We start from the raw sequence: 25,184 nt of genomic DNA, 5'->3' as shown, positions 1-25,184 counted from the left end.
ACTTAATGGTATTTATTATTTTTTACTGTTTGCGTTAAGGTGGGTCATACATGCGACGGATAGGAATTTTACGATCGATCCGGTTGATAATAAGTTGTAACATAATAAGTTGAAACGCCAGGAGACACTATGTCCGAACATTTTTTACAACAAAAATACAACTCTATATCAGAAAATCCTATCTACCTATTTTGGTTTTTACAGTTCTGTTTTTGGTCTTTTGTTTCTTTAATCAGTCTAGTTTCCTTAACACTTTGGTATGTTCAAATAGATGTTGCACACCTAAATCACACCTTTTTACAATCTTTTGTTGGTGTAGTATTCTCACTGCCCTTGTATTGGGCTTTTATGAGGTGTTGGAATACCTCCATTTTTATACGTGTATTCGTTAGTATTACTTCGGTATTATTGATTTCTTTTATCTGGACAGTTATTAGAGTAGAACTCTACATAAGACTGACGGGCACTGATGAAATTTGGACTCAATTTGGCGGTTGGTATTTTAGTAGTATCTTTATTTATTTTTGTTGGACAGGTTTTTTCCATGGCATCCGCTATTATCAATTATTGCAATTTGAGCATGAAATCATGCTTAAAAAAGAAGCTGAAGCAAAAACAGAACAATTAAAAAGGTTAAGTGCTCAGACCGTTGCAAGAGATGCCAAAATCAAAATGCTTAGGTATCAGTTAAATCCACATTTTCTTTGTAATACATTGAATGCAATTAATTCCTTGATTGAATGTGAGCTTCCAGAAAAAGCACAGCTGATGACGGTTCAGTTGAGTAAATTCTTACGTTATTCACTAGATAATGACCCTGATACTAAAATAGCGTTAGAATTTGAATTAAAAGCATTAGAACTTTATTTAGAAATAGAAAAAACTCGCTTTGGAGAGCGACTACAACTTGATTTTCAAATATCAGAAGCAGCAAAAGCCGCGTTCATTCCTAGTTTATTACTGCAACCTCTTATTGAAAATTCGATGAAACATGTTATTGCACAAAATGAAGAAGGTGGAGTCATAAGTTTATCGGCTGATGTAATTGATAATATGTTGGTACTAGAATTAAGTGATACAGGGTCAGCAAAACGAGTTGATATAAATAAAATTAAGAGCAAAACAGGCCGAGGTGTTGGACTGCGTAATATCGATGAACGCCTTAAAGCGTTGTATACCGATAATTATGTATATAACCTTAATGTTAGACCTTCTGGTGGTTTAAAAACTACCATTAAATTACCACTAGATAGTCAGGGTGAACCTGATATAGTTAATCAAGCATATAATTCAATGAAGGTTTGTTAGGTTTATGCATAAATTAAGAACAATAATAGTTGATGATGAGCCATTGGCACTTAATTTATTACGTGCCAAATTAAATAAAGTTCCTGAAATCGAAATAATTGCTGAGTGTAAGAACGGTAGAGAAGCAATTGAGAAGACAATGGACTTGGCACCCGATCTGATCTTTTTGGATATCCAAATGCCGGGTGTTGACGGTTTTGGTGTTATTAAAAAACTCCAATCAGATATTGTACCCTTGGTCATTTTTACAACGGCCTTTGAGCAATACGCATTAGATGCTTTTGATGTGCATGCTGTTGACTATATTCTTAAGCCAATAGATGAAGAACGAATTACTCGGGCAGTTAGTCGAGCGATTGTCCGCTTTGAAACCGAAGAAGAAACTGAGCATAAATCAAGAATTATTGGTGCAATAGATACCATTAATGAAAGAGAAAATAGTGCTAGTTCAAGCCAAAGCTCACAAGGGCAAAGTTCATTAGGCCAAAACAAGGGTAACCTTGAGCATAAAATAATCATTAAAGATAGAGATGATATTACTTTGCTAAAACAGGCTGATATTGAGTGGGTTGACGCCGCAGGTGATTATTGCTGTGTTCACGCTCAAGGTGTTACTCATATTAAGCGAAGTACGCTAAAAAACTTGTTAGATGATTTAGATCCATCAATATTTAAACGAGTTCACCGTTCAACAATAGTAAATCTTAACTATATTCAAAAAGTTATACCTCATACCAAAGGCGAATATTTTCTAAAGCTTGGAGAGTATGATCAAGTCAAAGTTAGTCGAAACTACCGAGACGTGATCAAGGACTTTTTATCTGACTGGTAGCGGAATATCCCTATATTTCGCAATCGATGACAGTTATTAAATTGAATTATGACCCGGTAATTCAACTTATGCATCTAGCTTTTACCGCTTGTCCTTAAACTGTCATACCCATATTCACCTTACTCCTTATAAAAAGTAATCATTACTGCGGTTAATTATTTCATAAATTGTGAATATTTGAAATTTGAGCCTCACTGTATCCTTTAATTGATGTCATCAATTTCCCATTCATCGCTGCTAAAGTCCATGTTGGCGCATTGTCATTTTAACTTATCCGATTCGTCTTTGACAAAGTCCATGTTAGCGCATTGTCGTTGTTTAATTAATCACCTAATAAGATGATTAATTGTCGTCTATATTTCAGGATTTATTGTCTTTACTTGATTGATTTTAATAGGCGAACAGAAAACCAGTACTGTGAAAAAATACGATTAGTACGGTCATGTTCAAAAACATTCAAATTATTCCGATAACGTTGAATGTCTATTTATCAATTATAAAGCTGGAATGCACTAACAAAAATATTGAGGTAAATGATGAATAAAATAATAAAAAGTTTAGCGTTAGTGGGGATGTTTGCGGTAGCACCACAATCGCTTGCAATGCCCAATACCGTTGGTTCTGTTCAAAGTAATATCGGTACGGATAATACTCAAAAAATAAGCAGCGTTGATAAAAAAAATGAAAAAATAATCAAGAAAGCTAATAAACAGATTCGAAGATCAGAAAAAGAAATAAATAAACTAGAAAAGATGATCGTTAAAGAAGAAGGGAAAATTGCTAAGTATGAAGAAAAGATCGAGAAACAAGAAGAAAAAATAGCCAAGGCAAAAGGTAAAAATAAAGAAAATAAAATAGCGAAAGCTATGAATGAAATTGAAAAATCAAATAGAAAAATTGAAAGGTCTATTGAGAAAATTACTCAAGCATTGAGTAAAATAGAAAGTGAAAAAGAAAAAATTTCTGTTGCTAAAGCTATAATTGAAGACTTAAATACTCCCGTTCTACAAGACAGCGACAATGATGGTGTCGTAGATGATTTTGATTCTTGTCCAAATACTTTTGCTGAAACGTTAGTCGATGCTAATGGTTGCTCACTTGGACAATTAGATAGTGATAATGACGGCGTAAATGATGACATTGATCAGTGTCCAGATACTGCTGTAGATGCTGTAGTTGATACCAATGGCTGTCTTTCAATTCCACCTACAAGCGATAATGGTCTTCCAATTATCAATTTTGAGGTAGGTGGTACCGGCGAAAGCTTTTCTTGGAACGTATTTGAAAATGTTGATAACCCCGCAGTACAATTTGTTACTAATCCAGAATCTTCAGGTGTAAATTCTTCTACAACAGTCGCTATGTTTACCGCGAGAGTCGATGGTGCTCCATGGGCAGGTGCTGAAACGGCACACGGTAATATTGGACCAATTACGCTAGATGCCACTAACAGCATCATAAAAATAATGGTGTATAAAACCGTTATCAGTGATGTTGGACTTAAACTGGCCATTGCCAATGGCGGTGCTCAACCAGAAATTAAAGTGGCTAATACTTTAATCAATGAATGGGAAGAATTAACCTTTGATTTTTCAGGTAACATCGGTTTATTTGAGTCTATTAATGTAGATCAAATCATCGTCTTCCCAGATTTTAATTTGGCGGGTAGAGCACAAGAGAATGTGGTTTATTTTGACAACATTACTTTTAACGGTAATGGTGCTGATACAGGTGGCGGTGATACCGGTACGGGTGGTGATGGCGACACTAGCGGTACTATTGAAACTATCACTTTTGAAGCTAGTGGCACAGGCACGGCTTATAGCTGGAATGTTTTTGAAAACCTCGACAACCCAGCAGTAGAAATTGTCACTAACCCTGATGCAACGGGTACAAACACATCAACCAGCGTAGCTAAATTTATCGCTAGACAAGGAAGTGCTCCTTGGGCAGGTGCTGAATCAGCACATGGCGATTTCGGACCATTAACGTTAGATGCTTCAAACAGCATTGTAAAAATTATGGTTTATAAAACAGTCATCAGTGATGTCGGACTTAAATTTTCTATCGCTAGTGGCGGTGCACAAGGTGAAATTAAAGTAGCGAATACCTTAGTTAACCAATGGGAAGAATTAACCTTTGATTTCTCAGGTAACATAGGTGCAGTCGAAAGCATTAATATTGACCAAATCATCGTATTCCCTGATTTTGACTTTGCTCGTAGTCAAGAGAATGTGGTTTATTTTGATAATATTAGCTTTTCAGACGGCACAGGCGGTGGTGACACTGGTACTGGCGGTGGCGATAATGGCACAGGCGGTGGTGACACGGGTACTGATGGCGGCGATACTGGCACTGAAGGTGAGTTATTAACGAACAGCTCTTTTGACAACGGTACTGAAGGTTGGAGTGGAGGAACTGTTATTGTTGAAGGTGATAATAATATCTTTACTGCAGATGTTGCTGCACCAGGTAACCCTTGGGATGTTAACTTAAGCCAAGTAATGACACTCGTTCCAGATGCAACTTATGTTTTAAGTTTTAAGGCAAAAGCATCAGTGGCACGTACTATTATTGCAGGACTTGGTCTAGCGCACGACCCATGGACTAATACCACTGAAACAGCAACATTATCTACACAATGGCAGAGTTTCACTTACACTTTGACCACATCAGGTTTTGGTGATGATAACAGTCGCGCACTGTTTGATATGGGTAGCGAAGCTGGTACGGTTTATCTAGATGATATCAGTGTAATCCTACAAAATTCTGATGGTGGCGACACTGGCACTGATGGAACCGCGCCAAGTGAAGATTGGTCGATGGTATGGAACGATGAATTTGATGGTAGCGACATTGACTTAAGCAAATGGGAACATGAAGTTAACTGTAGTGGTGGTGGTAATAACGAGAAACAATGTTATACCAGCAACCCTGAAAATTCATTTGTAGAAAATGGTGCTTTAAAAATTGTTGCTAAACCAGAATCTGGTCAAGCATTACCTTATAGTTCAGCACGTTTACGTACTAAATATAAAGGTGACTGGAAATATGGCCGAGTTGAAGTAAGAGCTAAACCTCCACGTGGTCAAGGTTCGTTCCCGGCAATATGGATGTTACCAACTGAAGACGTTTATGGTGGTTGGCCGCATTCGGGGGAAATTGATATTTTTGAATCCGTTAACTTGAAAACCATTAATAATCAAGGTATTGAAGAGGCAGGAGTACATGGTAATCTTTGGTATGGTCGTAGCTGGCCAAATCAATCAAACAGTGGTGCTCACTTTAGTTTACCTGGAGAAGCAAACCCTGCTGACGGCTTCCATATTTATGCAATAGAATGGGAAGAAGGCGAAATTCGCTGGTATGTCGATGGTTACTTATATCAAACACAATTAAGGTCACAAGTGAATATTGACAGTGACGGCGATGCTAATGGTTTATTACACCGTGGTTGGTTTGCTGACTATGAGAATGAATTCCATTGGGATAACTCGCCATTCAACCAAGACTTCCATTTGATATTAAACTTTGCCGTGGGGGGAAGTTGGTCTGAAAATGTTAATAATGGCGGTATCGATGCCTCAGCCTTTAATGCTGACAATGCTTTTGAGTTTGATTACGTTCGCGTTTATGAGTGTTCAGTTGACCCTATAACTGGTCAAGGTTGTGCAAGTGTTCGTGATGGTTATTTAGATCCTATTAGCGAGGGTGGTTCATTAGTTGATGGTGATGCACCAACACCAATAAAACCTTCAACAGGTGAAGCAATTGATCTCGTTGTATTTGATAATGCTAATAATGAAAGTTGGCCTGCATGGAGCAGTAATGAAGAAACAACATTTGCTGTTGTTACCGATGATGTCGACCATGACCAAGTGGTTGAATTTTCAATGGGAGCAGCACCGGCTGTCGTTGGTTTTAATACCTCTCAAGCGGATATTCCAGTAGCGTATGACGGTTCACCGATGTTAAATAACGGTTGGTTGGAATTTGACATGAAATTGGTGACGCCACCAAATAATGCCAATGCCAACTGGAATTTGAAAGTTGAACAAGGTGGTACAACGACTGAAGCGCTTATTCAAATATCTACACCCACCGCAGAATGGCAGCATTATGCAATATCACTAAACGATTTAAGTAATGCTGGTTTAGAGCTAAACGGTATTGACGTTATCATGATTTTTCCAGATTGGGCTCAAGGTGAAGGTGCTGTCTTTAGAGTAGATAATATCACTATTTTGCAAGGTGAAAACACTGGCGGCGATAGCGGCTCTGGTGGAGACACAGGTGACGGAGATTCTGGTCCAGTTGCAGGTGAAGAAATTCTAAGCAATGGTTCTTTTGATAATGGCACTGAAGGTTGGATAGGCGCTGTTGCTGTTAATACCGAAGGTGATAATACTTTCTATCAAGCGGATATTGCAGTAGCAGGTAACCCATGGGATGTTAACTTAAGTCAAATAATGACTTTAATTCCCGGTGAAACTTATGTTTTATCGTTTAAAGCAAAAGCATCTATAGCGCGGAGTATGATTGCCGGTCTTGGTCTTAATTCAGACCCATGGACAAATGTTACGGAAACCGTAGCATTAACGACGGAGTGGCAAACCTATAACTATGTGTTCACTATTGCAGGTTTTGGTGATGATAACAGCCGGGTGTTGTTTGATTTAGGCGCTGAAGCAGGTTCAGTTTATATTGATGATGTTAGTGTTTCTATTCAAGCTAATACCGACGGAAATACTGGTGGTGGAGATACTGGAGGTCAAGTAGTTGACGATGAGTTTGTTATTATTTCTTCTACGGATGACACTGATGTTAGCCTTACCCCAGATACTATTGGTGAATGGAGCACTGGCACGGTAATTCAAGCTGATGTTACTTTTGATGGCTTAATGGGGTGGGAGCTTACTTCTAGTGCTAACTCACCAGAACAAGGTAACTGGGGCACTGTATTAGCTTTCCAAAACGGTATTTTGGGTGACTTTAGTTTATTCAACCGTGTTGAATTAACACTAGCGACTAGTGGCGGTTATGATGGTGGCTTTAAAGTGGCGATATCAGCTAACGGAGTTAGTAAAGAAATTAGCCTGCCTCTAGATCAAAGTATTGCAACTTGGCAAACAATTTCAATTGATGCTGCTGATATCCCATTGAACTTATCATCAATTGATTGGATTGCCGTCTATGGTATTGGTGGCCAAACAGGCGTTTCAACTATTAATGTGACTGACTTCTCGCTTATTAAAAATGAAGCCATTGCCTTTGATAGTGAAACGAATGATGACTTTGTCTTTATTTCATCCGATGCAGATATCACCAGCGACTTAATTGTTGATGATGACAACAATAGTGCTGCTGGCAACATTATCTTTGGTGAGTGGAGCACAGGTACGGCAATAAGCGAAATTAACTATTCAGGTTTAGATGCTATTCAACTTACCGCTGGTGGTGGTTGGGGTGCAGTACTTGCCCTACAAGGTGATATTTCTGATGGCGTAAATGTTGATAACTATGATGTTGATATGGCTAATTATACTAACATTAAGTTTAAAGTCGCTTCACAAGGGACTTTCGAGCGTTATGCGTTATCTATTGTTTCTAAAGTCGGTGCAAATGAAACTGCTCAAGAAGTTAGCTTTAGCTTAGCAAATCCCGCTGATTGGAATAGCATTGATATAGATTTAGCACAGTACGGTGTTAATTTATCAACTGTAAATCAAATGGCAGTGTTTGGGGTTTATGCAGGCGGCTCTGCTAGTCAAAAAATCTATATCACCGATATGGTGCTTTATGACACTGGTAAAGTTACGCCAGCAAAAGAAAGCTCAGATGATAAATTTGTATTCTTCTCATCTAGCGGCGAGAGTTCAGATATGATCTTTGATGGAGATGACTCAGCGCATAATGGCAATACCACTATTAGCGAATGGTCAACTGGCACCACGCTAACATCTGATGTTGTTTACAATGGCTTAAATGCTTTTGAATTAACAAAAGGTGCAGGTTGGGGCGCGGTACTTGCGTTAATGGGAGATACTTATGGAGGTGTGCAAGAGTACAAATTAGATGTGGCTAAATATAGCACCATTAATTTCAAAATTGCTGCTCAAGGTGCCTTCTCTGCTTATTTTATCGATTTTATTGTTGATGGTGCAGAATTCAAAGTACCGGTTACGGTTAATAGTAACTGGACAGAGGTAAGCATCAATGTGGCTGATATACCACTTAACTTATCTAAAATTACACAAATAGCGATATTTGGTGAAGGTGGTGGTGTAGGTAATAAAATTTACATTACTGATTTAAATATTTCAAAATAAATAGCTAATTTATTAACTTCCTAGCCCTACTTACCTTTTGGTCAGTAGGGCTTTTTTATGTCTATACACATAACTACCTGCATACTTTCCAACTTACCGCAGCATTAATCCGCTTTAGCGTAATACAGTTGTCTTGTTGAAATCATCATTAGATGATGAATCATCAGGTTGTTAATTTCAGGGATTGTCTTGGGGATGAACTTCCACTAAAAGAGAGAATAATAATGACAAAAATAAAAGTTCTAAATGTTAGTTTAACAACACTTTTTATGTTGTTTGTTTTTCAGGCTCACAGTGCATATTCCAAAGAGTCTCATGCTCCTGAACGAACAGAATATTTTGCTCCTTACGCAGGAAAAGCGATTAAAGTTGATGGGATCGCTGACGAAAGTATATGGCAATCAGCTAAATGGCAAAACTTAGACCAACGTTGGTTAGGTCCAGAGTTTTCAAAAGAAGACTTTCAAGGCCGCTACAAAGTTGTTTGGAGCAAATCCAAGTTATATATTTTGACTGAAATTGTGGATGATATTTTAATTGATACCCATCGTGACCCATTAACTCAGTATTGGGATGATGACACGTTAGAGATATTTTTAGACGAAGATTTCTCTGGCGGTGATCATCAGTATAACCATAATGCTTTTGCCTACCATATGTCTTTGGACAATCAAGCGATAGATATAGGGACAAATAAACTTGCTCAAAGTTATTCACACCATGTTGAAAGCCGTTGGTTACAGCAGGGTAACAAGCTGTTCTGGGAGCTAGGCATTGAGATCTATCAAGATAATTACCAGGACGTTCTACAAGGAAAGGACGATAACAATAAAGCTATTGAGTTATTTGCAGGTAAAGTCATGGGCTTAATGGTTGCTTATTGCGATAACGATGGCAGCGAACTAAGAGAAAATTTTATTGGCTCTGAATCAGCCGCAGGTAAATCGCCTGACCGTGGTTGGAAAGATGCGGGCATGTTTGGCAAGTTAATTCTATCCAAGTAGATAGGTTAACTAAATTACCCATTAATAAATCTTTAAATAGTGGAAAGTGAGTCATGAAAAACAAAGCGATACTCATCGGGCTCATATCTTCTATAACGTTGACTGGCTGTATGTTTCAAGATCAAGGATCTCAAGTGAATAACAAGACGAAAGAAATTAGTTATCATTTATCAACAACAAGTGAAATTCTGTTAACGAGTGAGGCGGGTGCTAAAGTTTCACCACAGCCAAACTTGACCTTTCAACAAGGTAAAGCTCAAGGCAAAGTGATTACCATTAGACCTGATATTATTAAACAGAACATATTGGGTATTGGTACTTCTTTTACCGAATCTTCTGCTTTTGTTCTTGCGCATTTAAGCAAAGAAAAAAGAGCAGAAGTCATGGAAAATATTTATGGTGAAAAAGGGGCTAATTTTTCCATTGCTCGAACTCATATTGGCGCGACAGACTTTGCTGTGGATGGTAAGTATTCTTATGCACCAGTTAAAGATGATGTAGCACTCTCGTCTTTTAGTATCGCTGTTGATCAAGATGGTTTTAAACAGCAAGACCATGCAGGTATTAAAGATGAGCAATTCGATTTATTGCCAATGATCAAACAAGCCTATGAAATTAAAAGTAAACAAAGTGATAAAGATTTAAGAATAGTAGCATCAGCATGGACAGCACCACCATGGATGAAAGACATTGAAGACTATTATATTAAACCTACAGCGAAAAATAACCATCAGGGAACAGGTGGGGAATTAAAGCAGCAATATAGAGCAACGTATGCTGATTACCTTATTAAATACCTTGATGCCTATAAAAAAGAAGGCATTGATATTTGGGGACTAACTCCGGTAAATGAACCTCATGGTAATAGTGGTCAGTGGGAAAGTATGCATTTCACGCCTAAAACACAAAGTGCTTTTATTAAAGATCATTTGGGACCAAAATTAAAAGTAAGTGCTCATGAGCAGGTAAAATTACTCATTTATGATCAAAATCGTGATGAAATGGAGCATTGGACAGATGAAATATTAGCGGATAAAGAAACGGCTCAGTATGTTTATGGTACGGCGGTTCATTGGTATGAAAGTACAAATAAGGTTAACGAAGAAGTCTTTGACCGCGTTCATAATAAATTCCCCGAGTTTTCGATTATTCACACAGAAGGCACCATTGATGATTTAGGTAAAGATGCACCAGAAGGTATTTTAGATCCCATCCGATTTAAAGAGTCTAACTGGTTTAATAATGATAACTTTTGGTGGAATGAAAATGCGACCGATTGGGCATATACCGCGACATGGGCACCAAAGCCAGAAGAACACCCAATTTATACACCAGTGCATCGTTATGCCCGAAACATTATTGTGAGTTTAGATCACTGGCTTGAAGGCTGGATTGATTGGAACATTGTACTCGATAGTAATGGTGGACCTAATCATGTTGGAAACTTCTGTGGTGCACCGATTATGATAGATACTGAAACGGGAGAGGTGTATTACACGCCAATTTATCATGTACTGGCTCAGTTTAGTCGAACGATCCGCCCTGGCGATAAAGCATTGCAAGTAGAAACTCAATTAGCTGGGCTAGATAGTGATGCATTGCATGCAAGTGCGGCCATGAGTAAAAGCAATTTAGTTAGTACACAATTGTTAAACACAACCAAAGCAGCTATTAACTTTTCACTACAAATTGGTGATCAATTTGTAGAAGTGTCAATTCCTGCTAATTCTGTTCAAACAATTCAAGCTCAATTATAAGTGCTTATATACAAGAGCATACTAAATGCTCTTGTATATATTAAATGTGAGAAAATTTAATGAATATACATCCCTTCGAAACCTTAGCACTGTCAAATGGGGCAAAGCTATTATTTACACCTTGCCCCGGAACTAAAGCTGTTAACCTTGAGCAGTCAATACTGCAACTCAAGCAACAGGGCGTATCTATGTTGCTTACCCTAATGTTTGATAAAGAAATGCTAGAAAATAATGCCATTAAGCTGCCACTGCTTTGCCATAAATATAAGATCCAGTGGCTACAACTCCCCATTATTGATGATGAAGCCCCGCAAGAGGCGTTTCATCAAGAGTGGCAAAAGAAGAAAGATCGAATCCTGAATGAGATTAAGAATAAAGGGGTGGTAGCTGTACATTGCAAGGGGGGGACAGGACGAACAGGCACTGTTATTTCTTTATTACTATTACAACTTGGCTGGTCAGCAGATAAAATTAAACAAGAAGTACAATTAATAAAACCCAAAGCATTAAGAATTCAAAAGCAAATTAACTATTTAAATAGTCAGTTGAAAAACTCGGCAGATAAGTTTTGATTACTATTAAAAAGGTTTTTAATAGTAAAGGACAGTAACCGCGTTAAGTTAATTAAGCGTAGTGCCAACTACGCCATACTTTCAGCGGTTAGGTTTTTTAACCAGTGCCTAGTTTTCATTCTGAAAATAAACATAACTGCTTTAATTATTTCCTCAGAGTAAGCGATGAGAGCGACCCAATACAGGGGTAACATAAAGTAGAATGCTGCCATAAATGTTAATGGTATGCTTATTATCCACATCCCCGATATATCTATGAACATACAATACTTATTATCACCTCCAGCACGCAATATCCCCATAGCAATAGTCATGTTGAATACTTTTAAACAGGTTCCAAAGCAAATCAATACCAAAATTTCTTGGGATAATGTGATTGTTTCTGATGATAAATTACTGAATGGCATAAAGACCAAATATTGATATTGGAGTAATATTAACGCAAGTAAAAAGGTAATGATTGGCGCACTGATAGCGTAGTTCTTGGCTAAAGACCATGCATTTGAAAACTCATTTTTACCTAAACGCTGACCAACTAAAATTGCGCACGCGGAAGCGAAGCCGAAAAAGAACGAAACGAGTAAACCTTCGATAGGGGCTAATAGACTCATGACAGCAAGCTCTTGTGTACCAATTCGTCCATATATCAGTTGATATACAAAAGTGCCTAAAGACCAAACGCCAAAGCTCAACATCATTGGCCAAACTAAGGTAAGTAATTTAGTCCACGCTTGTTTGTTATAAAAATCAGCACAAAAGAACGTTGTTGGAAAAATACTGTGCTTAACTTTTGCTAAGTAAGTAAGTATTAATAAAGCATGAAGTGCTCGAGCAAGCAGTGTGGCTAAAGCAGCCCCAATGACACCCATTGGCTCTATACCTAAGCCACCTTTGATTAACCAATAGTTTAAAATAATATTAGTAATAATGGCGATGATACTAATAAACATAGGGAAAATTACTTGTCCAAGTCCCCTTAAGGCATTTTCAAATATCATCACAACGACAACAAAAATCAAACTAGGCATTGTTAACCACAAATAGCTGGTCCCTGTGTTTATAACGCTGGGATCTGTTGTGGCAATACCCATTATATTGCCAGCGAATAAGAAGGTAATCAGTAATATAGGCAGTAATATTCCGGCAGCAATGACAAGCGTTTTAACAATTATTTGTCTAATCACACCTATTTGCCCTGCACCAAAGTGCTGCGCAGATAAAGTGCCAACACCAGAGGCAAGTCCCGCTAAGATTATTAAAAAAACAAATTGAATTCGGTTACCAAGCCCAACAGAAGCGACGGCAGTATCACCTAAGTGGCCCACCATCATAATGTCGCTCATACCTAGCATGGTGACCAATATGCTCTGTAAAGAGATAGGCCAAGCTAATTTAATACTTTGCTTTAATGATGAAGGTTCATTATTACTCATTGGTTTTAGTCATTATAGTTTACTAGAATATTGCATAGAATTATAAAATATAGTGATAAAATAAACATAAGTGAAATTGTCATGTATCATGTTTAAAACTATCCTTTTGGTAATTTTATGTGGCAAGATATTTTAAATATTCATCCTGATTGTATAGAGGATTTCATTAATTTTGATAAATTACCAGGCCAAGCAGCTAGTCTTATAGCCTTTGCAGGAATGTCGTATTTACAAACAGAGTATAAAATTGGAAAAACAGGTAAAGGAAATATTTGTTTAAATAATGAAAATAACAGCGGGCATGTTCATTACTTAATTTCTACTCATGCAGGAGAGGGAAAGATCAAGCTTGGTAATAACGAATATTTAGTTAAACCCGGTAGTATTGTTTTACTGCCAGCAGGAACTCCTTTTTTGTATGAACTTTCGGGTGAATATTGGGAAATGTGTTGGTTGTTATTGCATGATTGCTCTGAATATAAGTTTGTTCATCAACTACATCCTTCAGTTTATTCCAGTATAAATGCGGAACGACTGTATCAAACAATGTCACTTATTAGAGAATTCCAACACGGTGAAAGTATTTATCAGTCAGATATTATATTGCGCTTAGTAGAAGTCTTAGTTTATCAAATTGCGCAAACACTGAATATGGGGCAACAACTAACAAAGCAACAACAAAAGTTTCACTCCCTAATACGACGTGTAAATAAGCAATTACAACTGTCTTGGACTGTTAAGCAATTAGCTGCAGAAATGCATATGTCTGAGCCGCATTTTTTTCGTTTATGTAAGAAAGAAATGGGAATGACACCAATCAAATTATTAACTCACACTCGCTTAGAATATGCTTGCTACTTACTTCGTTATACCCAATATAATTTAGACCAAATAGCTGACACAGTAGGCTATGGCGATAGTGCAAGCTTTGCTCACCGTTTTAAGAAAGACTATGGTTTAAGCCCTGGTCGCTGGCGTAAGGAACAGATTAATAATTTTCAATCTAATGACATTGAAAATGGTGAGAAAAGATAATTTTTATGTATAACAATCATTACTATAAGAGCTCTTAAGTTCTATCTCGTAAAGGGAAATGTCATTAACTTAAGGTAAAAAATGCCCTTATAAGTGGGTAGAAAGTTAGGTAATTGTTAAATCAAACTCTGCTGCGGTACCTGTTAGTTCAACGCAATAATCCTGACTACTAGTTTAGCTGTCTTGGCGAGATCCATACATAGAGGGTCCCAACTTGGAATTTGAATTTGTTTCATATTATATACTCCACTTAGTTGTTTATTGTGAGCCACTTTTCATCAGACTGATGGTTTTCAACCAGCCCTTCAATTATTGCCATACCGTGTACGCCGTCATTTATACCCGGATAATCGAATGTATGAGGACTCGCATCTTTACCTTGTTGATAGGCTCTTACCGCTTGTGAAGAGTTATGTTATATATCAGCGAAGCGTCTAAATATTCTTCAGGGTGTTCCATAGGCGTGCGAATATTAGCTAGTGGTAATGAGGTATGATTACCACCCGTTCTTAGTATTTGTATTGGCTCCTTTAACCATTTTAGTATCACGCTTTTAGGTTCTTGTTGTTGCCATTCTACGCGGTATTTTTCACCATAAATACGAATCGTTAAGTTATTCTCTTCGCCAGTAGCAACTTGATTTAAATAGTTTGAGCCGTTTTTTTAGGGGACAAATAGGGGGGCATTTGCAGATTAATAATGATGAAATTTGAATACCAATAATACTTTTTACGTCAATGAAAACGAGATCTAATGATAGTTAATAACAAATAATCAAGGTACCTTCATTTGGGATGAAAATGCCGTTTTAAGTCGCTTTGACAATCGAGTCTTTGTAATAAAAAAGCTCAAGTAATCTTGAGCTTTTTATTTTTATAGTTCAACTGCTTACTTGAACTATGGGAAAACTTGATTAAGGTAAGCAGCCGCACCGAGTAATCCTGGTTGGCTTTCGGTAATGATGTAAGTAGGTATCTGCTCGTTTAAATGAGACATACGTCCTTTAGTTTCAAACCTTGCTCTAAACTCACTGTTTTTCAGATAATCGATAAACCTAGGCACTATGCCACCCGCTATGTACACGCCACCAAAAGAGCCCGTGGTTAATGCTAAGTTACCCGAAAAGCTTCCTAAAATTTTGCAAAATTGTGACAACGCTTGTTGGCATATAGGACAAGTTCCAGCTATTGCTTGAGTACTAATTTCTTTAGCGGATAACTTACTTTGCTCAGCGTTTGTCGCTTCTTGATTATTGATTATTACTAATGCTTGGTATATTTGTTCTAATCCATAGCCAGAAAGTAACTGTTCATAAGAGAGTCGTTTTTTAGTTGTTTTTAATTGTTGAAATATTTTTACATCAAGTTCATCTACCGGTGCAAAATCGGTATGTCCCCCTTCGCCACCTAAACAGTACCAGTGATTGTTAATGTTTACTAAATTAGCAACACCGAGACCAGTTCCTGGGCCACATACCGCAATAGGCTGTTTATTTTCGGCTTCGCCGTGGCCAATTTTTACTTTTTGCTTATCACTCAATAACGGAATAGCCATTGCAATAGCAGTATAATCATTTATTAGCGTTAAACTATGTAATTTAAGCTCTTCCTTAAGCTGTTTTTGTGAAAACTTCCAGGGCAAGTTTGTCATTGAGATTGAGTCTGTATCAACAGGACAAGCTATAGCTAAACAAGCATTAACTTGGGAGTTAAGTAAGCCATTTTCCTTTAAATAATGATAAATCACATTACTTAAATGTGGAAAGTCCTTGCATTGATAAGTCTTAATTTCGTTGATATTATTGTCTTTATCAGTGATTGCTAGTCTGATATTGGTACCACCAATATCAGCCACTAAATTAATTACTTGAGTATCTTGTGAATTTTTCATTTTTTGTGTTACTTCTCTTTCAAATGTATTTATTTTTTAACTGTAATGACCGTAGCGCTAAGTTTTGGAAATAATGGAATCTCTAGTGATAAGTGTCGGCTCAAAGAAGTGAGTAATAGAGATATTCTTTTGTTGATAAATATTTTTTAACACCAATTTCGCAGTCATATGCCCCATCGAATTTACCGGATTGTCTATCGTCGTTAGTTTGGGATAGGTATGGCGTGCAAAAATGATATTATCAAAGCCTATTATGGATAGATCTCTAGGTAGAGAAAGTCCTTGCTCTCGGGCATAAGTTATCGCGCCTGAAGCCATTTCATCATTGGCACAAATTAATGCACTAAATCCTTTATTACTCTCATTGAAGTATTTTAAACCGTCGCTACCGCCTTTTTCTTTGAAGTCACCTTCAAAATATAAGGTGTCATTAAAAGAAATATTATTTTCTGCTAATGCTCGTTTATGACCTACTAATCTGTCTTTTGAATCGGCTTTAAATTGTGGTCCACCGATATAAGCAATAGCAGAGTGACCTAATTCTATTACTGATTGGGTGGCAAGATATCCACCTAATTCATTATTTAAGCTAATACAATTTTCACTGATCTCATCGACGTACCGACTCATTAAATAAACTGGTGTGTGGCCTTTACACAAATCAATGAGGTATTCATCGCTAACCGCTTCTACATGCAAAATAATAGCATCGCAATTTCGGCTAATTAAAAACTCGATACCGTCTTTCTCTTTATCTTCTTCACTGTGCCCAGTGGTAATAATGACATGTTTGCCCGCCGCTCTTAATTCGGACTCTATGCCAGCCATCATTTGGCCAAAGAATGGACCATGTAATTCTGACACTAAAATTCCCACACTATTGGTTCTGTTTGATGCTAATGATTGCGCAATAGAATTAGGACGGTAACCAAGCTCTGCCATCGCATCCATAACTTTTTGGCGTGTTTTATCGCTAACTTGTGGGCTTTTATTTATCACACGAGAAACGGTTGCTAAAGAGACTCTAGCAAGTTTTGAAACTTCGTATATTGTCGCCATGTTATTCCTAGGTTGTGCAATTAAATTGTAAATAATTTGAGTAGTAACGGCAAAATTCTAGCATATTCGTCAATAAGTTACTTAGTCTCCGTGCTTAATTCTACCTGTATTTGAACGACTCTTTGTTCGGTTAAGGTATATTTTCGCATTACCCAAGCTACAGCAAATGAACCTAATGCAGGTAAAACGGTAAATGATAATAATAAACCTTGCTTGGTAGCCTCACTCTGTTCTAAATCAGCTTGGTAACCGTAAAAAGTTAATAACCATCCAGCAAGTGCACCACCAATAGCAATACCCATTTTGATAAAAAATATTACGCCAGAATAAACAAGGCCTGTTACCCTAATACCTGTTTTTTTATGACCATAGTCAATGGTATCTGCCATTTTTGCCCACAGTAGTGGTGAAGCCATATCAAGAAAAAACTTCCAAGAAATAAAGGCGACAAACGCAAGAATAATTTGGTTGGGGGAAATAAGAAAACTCGCTAGGCATATAACTGCGGATAAACTTTGCAGTGCTATATAGGCTTTTATTTTACATACACGTTTAGCGAGCGGCTGTGCTACCGCGCAACCTATCATACTTGCCACTACGCCTAGTGTTAAAAATGACGTGATTAAATCTTCGCGCCCGAGAAAGTACTTAACATAATAAACAGCAAGGGTAAGGCGTAAAACTTGCCCCGTGAGTAAATAAAAAGAAGCAATACATAATATGCGCCATTGGTCATTCTTCCATAATGATTGCAGATTTTCTTTCATCGATGAGTCTTGGTTTTCTGGTGGTTTTACTCGTTCTTTTGTTCCTAAGAAACATAACAAAAACAAGACGACGCCTAAGCTGCTCATTGCGACCATTGTATATTGGTAGCCTTTTGCAGTATCGCCTTGGCCAAACCATTCCACCATTGGCATAGTTGCGCCTGCAACAATGACGCCGCCTAACATACCAAATACAAAACGATATGATTGTACCGTGACTCGCTCTTTTGCATCAGCAGTAATAACACCACCTAAACCACAATAAGGAATATTGATTGCCGTATAAGCAATCATAAGAAGGGTATAAGTGACAAAAGCATAGATAACTTTATTATTACCGGTTAAGTCGGGTGTGGTGAAAGCTAATATACTGATCAAAGCAAAAGGTAGCGCTAACCACAGCAGATAAGGACGGAACTGTCCCCACTTAGTGCGGGTTTTATCGGCTAAGTTGCCCATGATTGGATCGGTAACCGCATCGATTAGTCGTACGAATAAAAACATAGTACCAACCACAGCAGGAGATAAACCAACAACGTCAGTGTAAAACAGTAATAAGAACATCATTACCGTTTGAAAGATTATATTACTGGCAGTATCACCTAAACCATAAGCAATTTTTTCTCTTACACTAATCATTAATATCCCACTTTTTTATCATCTAAATTTGTTCATGTAAGCTTAAAATAAAACTATTGAAAATTATTAAGCTGCAGCTAAAGGTGTTCTACGTAGGATTAATTCATTACCAATTTGTTGATTTTGCTTACAAGTTAGCGGGTAAAAAATCATTAAGGCAGCGCCAGCAAAGGCAAAGGAAGCTGGAATCCAGCTCATTAATAATTGCATGCCAGGCAGTGACGATGCGATAGTTGATTTGTCCATGCCATCATAGCCATAGCCAGCAAGCACAACCAATACTAGTGCACCAGCAAAACCACCGCCGGTTTTTTGCACGAACGTTCCAGCAGAATAAATGAGGCCGGTTGCACGGCGACCATTTTTCCATTCAGAGTAATCCGCTGAATCACCTAGCATGGTAAAGAATAATGTTGGCATTATGGCTGCAAAAAATTCAGCACTACAACCTAAAGCAAAAATAGCACTAACATTGCCCTTAGGTACCCAATAAAAAGCAGTAGTAAGCAAACCACTTAGCAGAAGTGAGACAATAAATAATTGTCGTTTACCTAATTTTTTTGATAAATAACTTGTTGATAATGCGCCTAATATAGAAACGAGTAATAAGGCAATAAAGTATTTCCCTGCCATGAGTTCATCACCCACTTGGTATTTGAAATAGTAGGCAATAGTGCCGTATTTAATGCCATTAAACATCATAGTTAGAAAACCAATGCCGAGTAATATTAACCAAGGTTTATTGGTAAGTAAGTCCACCATATCTCTTTGAGTACCACCTAAGTTTTTAGGTGTTTTTTTGATTAACCTCTTAATGAGAATTAACATGGAGCCCATGATAATAACAAAAAATATGCCGCTATAAATATCACGGTAATAGAAGAATAATGTCATCGCTAATAGTGGTAGAACAATAAAAGGTAGGTTTTTACTTAAATCGAGCAAGTCAGATTTTAAATTACTTGATTCATCAGTGTTTGGCGTAACACGTTCTTTGGTACTCGCAAAAGTAATTAACATTAAGGCTATCAAAATTGCGGCAAATAAGTACATGCTATATTGATAACCTATGGCATCATTACCCTCACCAAAATAGGCAACTAAGTCAGGTAGAAAACCCATTACAAGCAAACCACCTGCAAAGGCACCAGCAAAACGAAAGCCAGATAAACTAGTACGCTCTGTATCACTTGGCGTCATCACGCCCATTAACGCCGAATAAGGTACGTTGTTTACTGTGTATGCAAGCGTCAAACCGATATAGGTTACATAAGCATAAATAAGTTTGTTGCTATAACTTAAGTCAGGAGTAGTGAAACTTAGTACCATAAACAAGGCTAAAAAAGGTGTTGACCATAATATCCAAGGGCGAAACTTTCCCCAACGAGTATTGGTTCTATCGCCAATCATACCCATTATTATGTCGGTTACACCATCTGATAAACGTACCACCAAAAATAGCATGGCGGCAGCGGCAGCGGTTAAACCAAAAGTATCAGTATAAAATACGGCTAAGTAAGCTAAAGCACCGCGCCAAACTAAATTAGCTGCAGCATCGCCCATGGCGTAACCTACTTTTTCATAAAAGGGGAGTTTAGTCATTTGGTTTCCTATCATTTAACTGCAATTCTTAGCTAATACATTCAGTTATCTATTCGTTATTAACGCTTTATAAGCAAATCCGCTAGCTTTAATTGTTCTTACTTGTGTTTCATAATCGACATAAACAATGCCAAAGCGTTTCAAATAACCTTCAGCCCATTCAAAGTTGTCCATTAAACTCCAGGCAAAATAACCATCAACTTTTACACCCTGTTCAATAGCGTCATTAACGGCATTTAAGTGTTGTTGATAATAATCTACTCTATCTTGATCATTTACTACACCATCGATAATCTTGTCAGCCATTGCCGCACCGTTCTCAGTGATATAGACAGGGGGGAGTCTGTATTTTTCATTAAGAGAAACTAAGAGTTCGGTAAAGGCTTTGGGATATATTTCCCAACCAATATCTGTACGAGGTTCTGGGGGATCTATTTGTAAGAAGTGCTCATCAACATCGGCGCGATAAATCGCTCGTGTATAGAAATTGACACCTAAATAATCCATAGAATGAGCAATGATTGCCATATCCCCCTCATGAATATCAGGTTGATGGGCAGCTGGCAGTGTCGATAAGATTTCTGGATACTTGCCATCAAACAATGGCTTTATATACCATTGATTAAAATAATCATCTGCAAAGGCTGCAGCATTTATGTCAGCTAAAGATTCCGATTCAGGATAACAAGGCGTAAAGTTAAGTACGATACCATTTAACGTATTAGGACTATTTTTAGCTAATACTTCCATTGCTAAGCCATGAGCAAGTAATAAATGGTGCGCTGCTTTTTTGCCAAATTCTTTTCCGATTATACCCGGTGCATGAGTACCTACTTCATATCCTAAAAAGGCACTACAAAAAGGTTCATTTAGTGTTGCGTAAGCATGAACACGATTACCAAAAACCTTTGAAATTAAATTAGCGTAATTTCTGAATTCATATGCGGTTTCTCGATTTAACCAGCCACCTTTATCTTCAAGATGCTGTGGCAAATCCCAATGATATAGTGTAACAAATGCTTTAATACGTTTGGACTTTAGCGTATCTAAAATGTTCATATAGTAAGCGACACCTTCTTGGTTTAGCTCACCTGACTCTGTTATTACGCGTGGCCATGAAATAGATAACCGATAGGCATCAACACCTATTGAATCAATTAATTCAATATCGTCTTGCCAACGATTGAAATGATCACAAGCCATTTCACCATTTGACCCATCAGCAATTGTATTTGGTGTGTCACAAAAAGTGTCCCAAATACAGGGAAGTCTTGATGCTTTTCCACCTTCAATTTGAAATGAAGCGGTTGCTACACCGTATACAAAATCTTTTGAAAGCATTTTAGATTGAGTGGGTAGAGTCAGTTTGACAGTCATTAACTAAATACCTATTTCTTAAGCCAATTAATTTTGGCAATTATCTTTTTTTTATGTGAGCGCTTACAAAAAAGGTTGATAAATGTATCTGGATGCTCTTTAATATGGATGTAAGCGCTTACATTTAGGTTAGAGCTTTATAAGACTTAGGTCAACCATTTTCATGGTATTTCAATTTAAATTTATTTAAAGTATTGAAATATAACGGTTTATTTATATTTTATTAGTCAGTGACAAGTTAAGTAATAACAACAAAGTAATTTAAGAAGAGGGAATTATGGCAACGCATTCAAATTCAGGTACTTTTAATCAGGTGAACGATATGCCAGACAATAAAAATTTTGCATTCGCTCTAACGTCATTAACGTCGTTATTTTTTATGTGGGGGTTTATAACGTGTCTAAATGATATTTTAATTCCGCATTTGAAAGGCGTTTTTGATTTATCTTATAGTCAGGCTATGTTGGTACAATTTTGCTTTTTTGGTGCATATTTCCTTTTTTCATTACCCGCAGGCGCAATCGTGAAAAAGCTGGGTTATCAAAAAGGTATTGTTTTAGGGCTGCTCATCGCTGCTATTGGTTGCTTATTTTTCTATCCTGCTGCATCTATGCATAGTTATCCCGTTTTCTTGATGGCTTTATTTATATTGGCTAGTGGTATTACCTTACTTCAAGTATCAGCTAACCCATATGTAAGTATGTTAGGTGATGCTAAAACTGCATCATCTCGTTTGACCATGACACAAGCGTTTAACGCTTTAGGCACAACAGTAGCACCATTTTTTGGCGCCTTTCTAATTTTAAATGAAGCAGCTGATGCCCTGTCGCCCCAAACGTCAGCAGAATCAGTTCAAATGCCTTATGTTTTTCTAGCAGCTATGTTATTAGTTCTGGCTGCCGTTTTTGCTTGGTTAAAATTACCCAATTTATCCTTGGTCGAAGAAGACGCTCAAAAAGATGAACAAGAGGATAGTGGCAGTGCATGGCAATATCGTCACTTGGTACTCGGTGCTGTTGGTATCTTCGTCTATGTTGGTGCTGAAGTTGCTATTGGTAGCTTTTTGGTCAGCTTTTTTGCCGAGCCTTCGATTGCTGGTTTAGAAGAATACCAAGCAGCAAAGTATATTGCTTATTATTGGGGAGGAGCTATGGTAGGACGTTTTATTGGTGCTGCTGTTATGCAAAAAGTTGCTGCGGGTAGAGCACTATTTTTTAACGCAACGCTCGCCGTTATATTGATTTTAGTTGCTGTATTCTCTTCAGGTACACTTGCCATGGTGGCAATTTTGCTTGTTGGTTTATGTAATTCAATTATGTTTCCGACAATTTTTAGTTTAGCCATTCAAGGCTTAGGTAAGCATACCAGTCAAGGTTCGGGTATCTTATGTTTAGCAATTGTTGGCGGTGCAATTATTCCTCTTTTTCAAGGTGTTTTAGCAGACAATATTGGTGTACAACCTGCCTTTTTATTACCTATATTCTGCTATTTTTTTATTGCTTATTACGGTCTATCAGGCAGTAAAGTAAAAGCGATTGCCAACTAATAAATTGTTATCTATTTAACCTTTTGATTAAAAATTCAAAATTCAAAATTAGAAATTAAAATAAACAAGAAACAACATAATGAAAAAAAGATAAAAAATAGTCCAGGTGCCAGCATACTTTGCATGGCTATGGCATCTTTATTTGTTGGTTGGTTGGTTGGTTGGTTAGTTGGCTGGCTGTAATGGAAATAAACAAAAACAAGTAACGGACATAAAGCAGGATAAAACAGCTGGGTCATCACAAGTCTCAATAGCTTCATCTAACATTGATATCTGGCCGACACTTGATATAGCCGTTAAAACTGATGCTGATAATGAAGGAAAATAGTCTCGCTATTAAGCACAATGACGCTTGAGCAAAAAGTAGCATAAATGATCCAACCCGAAATACGAGATATCACGGTTGAAGATATGCGTAAATATGGCTTTGGGTCTTATTTAAATGGCGGTGGCGCTTTTCCTAATAATGATAAACATGCCACGCATGATGATTGGGTCAACCTAGCTGAGACCATGTATCAAACATCAATCGATGATTCTTTAGATGGTAATCGAATTTCTACTGTGTGGGGCAGAGATGCAGTGCACGGACATAAGAATGTTATTGGTGCTACTTTGTTCCTTCATAATATTGCTTTAGGGGCGATCAAGGTAATACTCTCTCATCGGAGCAAGAATTACTTGATGTACATGGCCAAGGTTATGTAGGTGGTTTAACCGCGGGCGCTCAATCTGTGATGGCTTCATTCAACAGTTGGCATGGTAAAAAATCATGGCTATAAATATTTATTAACGGATTTTTTAAAAGATAAATGGGTTTTGACGGTTTTGTTGTTGGTGACTGGAATGGTCATGGACAAATGAAAGGCTGTTCAAATGAAAGTTGTCCACAAGCGATAAATGCAGCTTTAAATATTTTTATGGTACCTATGGATACTTGGAAAATACTTTATGAAAGTACTCTTGCACAAGTTAACAGTGGTGAAATTGCACAAACGCGTATTGATGATACCGTTAGCAGAATTTTGCGTGTTAAATTCAGAACCGGCCTTTTTTGAAAAGCCAGGTCCGTTAAATATAGACTTTACTGATGTTTATATTCGACCTAATAGCCTTGAACAAGCTAATATTTCTTGTCAATAACGCAATAAATTGTAGCTAACAAAATAAAAATTAACCGGTAGGTTTATTAAAGTTTATCGATATATTGCTCTAATCCATTTTTAGACAAGGCAACTGCTGCTAAAGAACTCATGCCATTGGGGTATACATCTTGCTCAACAACTATCCATTTTGTCCCGCCAACATTTATATTAGCCTTTAACAGCCTCAGCCAATCAATTGTATCTCGACCAATAATAGGTTGTTTACCTTTAACTCCTTCGGGAATACATACTCTATAATGCGTGGTAAAGCTTCTATTAGGGTACTTATAAACATACTCTACGGCATCTTTACCTGCATATGTTGTCCAACCTACGTCCTGTTGTAATACGACGGAATCCTTAGTATTCATGGCTAGATAGTCCCAGTAAGTAGTGCCTTTAAAGTTATCAAATTCGTGTTCATGATTATGAAAACCGGTTTTTATATTATAAGGATCTAGCTTTGTATCAAGTTGATTGAGTAATTTTACCACCTCTTCTATACCTTGCGGATGCCAAGATCTGTCATCCAAACCAATGATCAAGGTATCAACTTGCAATTGATGATAAAAATCTACAGTTTTTTGAAAGTTGTCTTGATCCAATTGTTCAAAAGATACGTGAGCGCCGCTGGCTTTTAGGTCAATTGAATCTAAAAAGAGTTTTAATGCTTTGGCATCATTCGCATATGAGCCTAATTCACCGGCGAACTCAACACCGTCAAAACCCATGTTAGATAACGTCTTAAGTGTGCCATTAAAGTCTTGGTTAATGGCATCTTTGACAGACCAAAGTTGCACACTGAGTTTAGGTGTTTTTTTCATAGACTTCTCAACTGTGTGAGTGTTGATATTAACTAGCAAAAACTATTAACAATACAATGCTAGTC

15 protein-coding genes and 1 pseudogene are annotated in these 25,184 nt (G+C 37.3%); 9 read left to right on the top strand and 7 right to left on the bottom strand.

Annotated elements, in window-relative coordinates:
- Positions 1 to 129: 129 nt before the first annotated feature.
- The 6 genes from CPS_RS16640 to CPS_RS16615 all read left to right on the top strand — a co-directional run bounded on the left by CPS_RS16640 (position 130) and on the right by CPS_RS16615 (position 11,802).
- The gene (locus tag CPS_RS16640) at positions 130 to 1,308 is read left to right on the top strand and encodes a sensor histidine kinase (RefSeq protein WP_011044472.1); all 1,179 of its coding nucleotides are present in this window, start codon (positions 130 to 132) and stop codon (positions 1,306 to 1,308) included.
- Between the two features lie 4 nt (positions 1,309 to 1,312).
- The gene (locus CPS_RS16635; protein ID WP_011044471.1) at positions 1,313 to 2,140 is read left to right on the top strand and encodes a LytR/AlgR family response regulator transcription factor; all 828 of its coding nucleotides are present in this window, start codon (positions 1,313 to 1,315) and stop codon (positions 2,138 to 2,140) included.
- A 536-nt stretch (positions 2,141 to 2,676) separates the two neighbouring features.
- Positions 2,677 to 8,469 carry a carbohydrate binding domain-containing protein gene (locus CPS_RS16630; protein ID WP_049757913.1) on the top strand — a complete coding sequence of 1,931 codons (5,793 nt, stop codon included), beginning with the start codon at positions 2,677 to 2,679 and terminating at the stop codon, positions 8,467 to 8,469.
- Positions 8,470 to 8,693: 224 nt separating this feature from the next.
- Positions 8,694 to 9,473, top strand: coding sequence for a sugar-binding protein (locus CPS_RS16625; RefSeq protein ID WP_011044468.1), 780 nt, complete (start codon positions 8,694 to 8,696; stop codon positions 9,471 to 9,473).
- A 134-nt stretch (positions 9,474 to 9,607) separates the two neighbouring features.
- Positions 9,608 to 11,230, top strand: coding sequence for a glycoside hydrolase family 30 protein (locus CPS_RS16620; RefSeq protein WP_238383553.1), 1,623 nt, complete (start codon positions 9,608 to 9,610; stop codon positions 11,228 to 11,230).
- Positions 11,231 to 11,289: 59 nt separating this feature from the next.
- Positions 11,290 to 11,802, top strand: coding sequence for a tyrosine-protein phosphatase (locus CPS_RS16615; protein WP_011044466.1), 513 nt, complete (start codon positions 11,290 to 11,292; stop codon positions 11,800 to 11,802).
- A gap of 68 nt (positions 11,803 to 11,870) precedes the next feature.
- On the opposite strand, the gene CPS_RS16610 is transcribed toward CPS_RS16615, so the two are convergent.
- Entirely contained in the window at positions 11,871 to 13,235 is a 1,365-nt protein-coding gene (locus CPS_RS16610) for an MATE family efflux transporter (protein WP_011044465.1), read from the bottom strand.
- A gap of 117 nt (positions 13,236 to 13,352) precedes the next feature.
- Between CPS_RS16610 and CPS_RS16605 the strand changes: the two genes are divergently transcribed.
- Positions 13,353 to 14,270, top strand: coding sequence for a helix-turn-helix domain-containing protein (locus tag CPS_RS16605; protein WP_011044464.1), 918 nt, complete (start codon positions 13,353 to 13,355; stop codon positions 14,268 to 14,270).
- 897 nt (positions 14,271 to 15,167) lie between these two features.
- Here CPS_RS16605 and CPS_RS16600 read toward each other — a convergent pair.
- From CPS_RS16600 to CPS_RS16580, 5 genes are all read right to left on the bottom strand, one after another.
- A complete protein-coding gene (locus CPS_RS16600) occupies positions 15,168 to 16,160 on the bottom strand; it encodes a glucokinase (RefSeq protein ID WP_011044463.1) in 993 nt (330 codons plus the stop codon).
- Between the two features lie 57 nt (positions 16,161 to 16,217).
- Positions 16,218 to 17,219, bottom strand: coding sequence for a LacI family DNA-binding transcriptional regulator (locus CPS_RS16595; protein WP_011044462.1), 1,002 nt, complete (start codon positions 17,217 to 17,219; stop codon positions 16,218 to 16,220).
- 77 nt (positions 17,220 to 17,296) lie between these two features.
- Positions 17,297 to 18,625 carry a glycoside-pentoside-hexuronide (GPH):cation symporter gene (locus CPS_RS16590; RefSeq protein ID WP_011044461.1) on the bottom strand — a complete coding sequence of 443 codons (1,329 nt, stop codon included), beginning with the start codon at positions 18,623 to 18,625 and terminating at the stop codon, positions 17,297 to 17,299.
- 66 nt (positions 18,626 to 18,691) lie between these two features.
- Positions 18,692 to 20,227: an MFS transporter gene (locus CPS_RS16585; RefSeq protein ID WP_011044460.1), complete on the bottom strand. Its 1,536-nt coding sequence runs from the start codon at positions 20,225 to 20,227 to the stop codon at positions 18,692 to 18,694.
- Between the two features lie 45 nt (positions 20,228 to 20,272).
- Complete coding sequence (locus CPS_RS16580; protein ID WP_011044459.1) at positions 20,273 to 21,604, bottom strand: GH1 family beta-glucosidase; 1,332 nt, start codon at positions 21,602 to 21,604, stop codon at positions 20,273 to 20,275.
- A gap of 277 nt (positions 21,605 to 21,881) precedes the next feature.
- Between CPS_RS16580 and CPS_RS16575 the strand changes: the two genes are divergently transcribed.
- Both CPS_RS16575 and CPS_RS23490 read left to right on the top strand, forming a co-directional pair.
- Positions 21,882 to 23,150 (top strand): sugar MFS transporter, encoded by a 1,269-nt coding sequence (locus CPS_RS16575; protein WP_041737111.1) that lies wholly within the window; start codon positions 21,882 to 21,884, stop codon positions 23,148 to 23,150.
- Between the two features lie 169 nt (positions 23,151 to 23,319).
- Positions 23,320 to 24,227 (top strand): annotated as a pseudogene (locus tag CPS_RS23490) (glycoside hydrolase family 3 N-terminal domain-containing protein); the annotation flags it as partial.
- Between the two features lie 112 nt (positions 24,228 to 24,339).
- Here CPS_RS23490 and CPS_RS16560 read toward each other — a convergent pair.
- Positions 24,340 to 25,119, bottom strand: coding sequence for a sugar phosphate isomerase/epimerase family protein (locus tag CPS_RS16560; RefSeq protein ID WP_011044455.1), 780 nt, complete (start codon positions 25,117 to 25,119; stop codon positions 24,340 to 24,342).
- Between the last annotated feature and the right edge of the window lie 65 nt (positions 25,120 to 25,184).

The organism is Colwellia psychrerythraea 34H, from assembly GCF_000012325.1.
GTDB lineage: Bacteria > Pseudomonadota > Gammaproteobacteria > Enterobacterales > Alteromonadaceae > Colwellia > Colwellia psychrerythraea_A.
The sequence above is the reverse complement of the archived record's forward strand: the minus strand, read 5'-3'. Positions and strand labels throughout refer to the sequence as shown.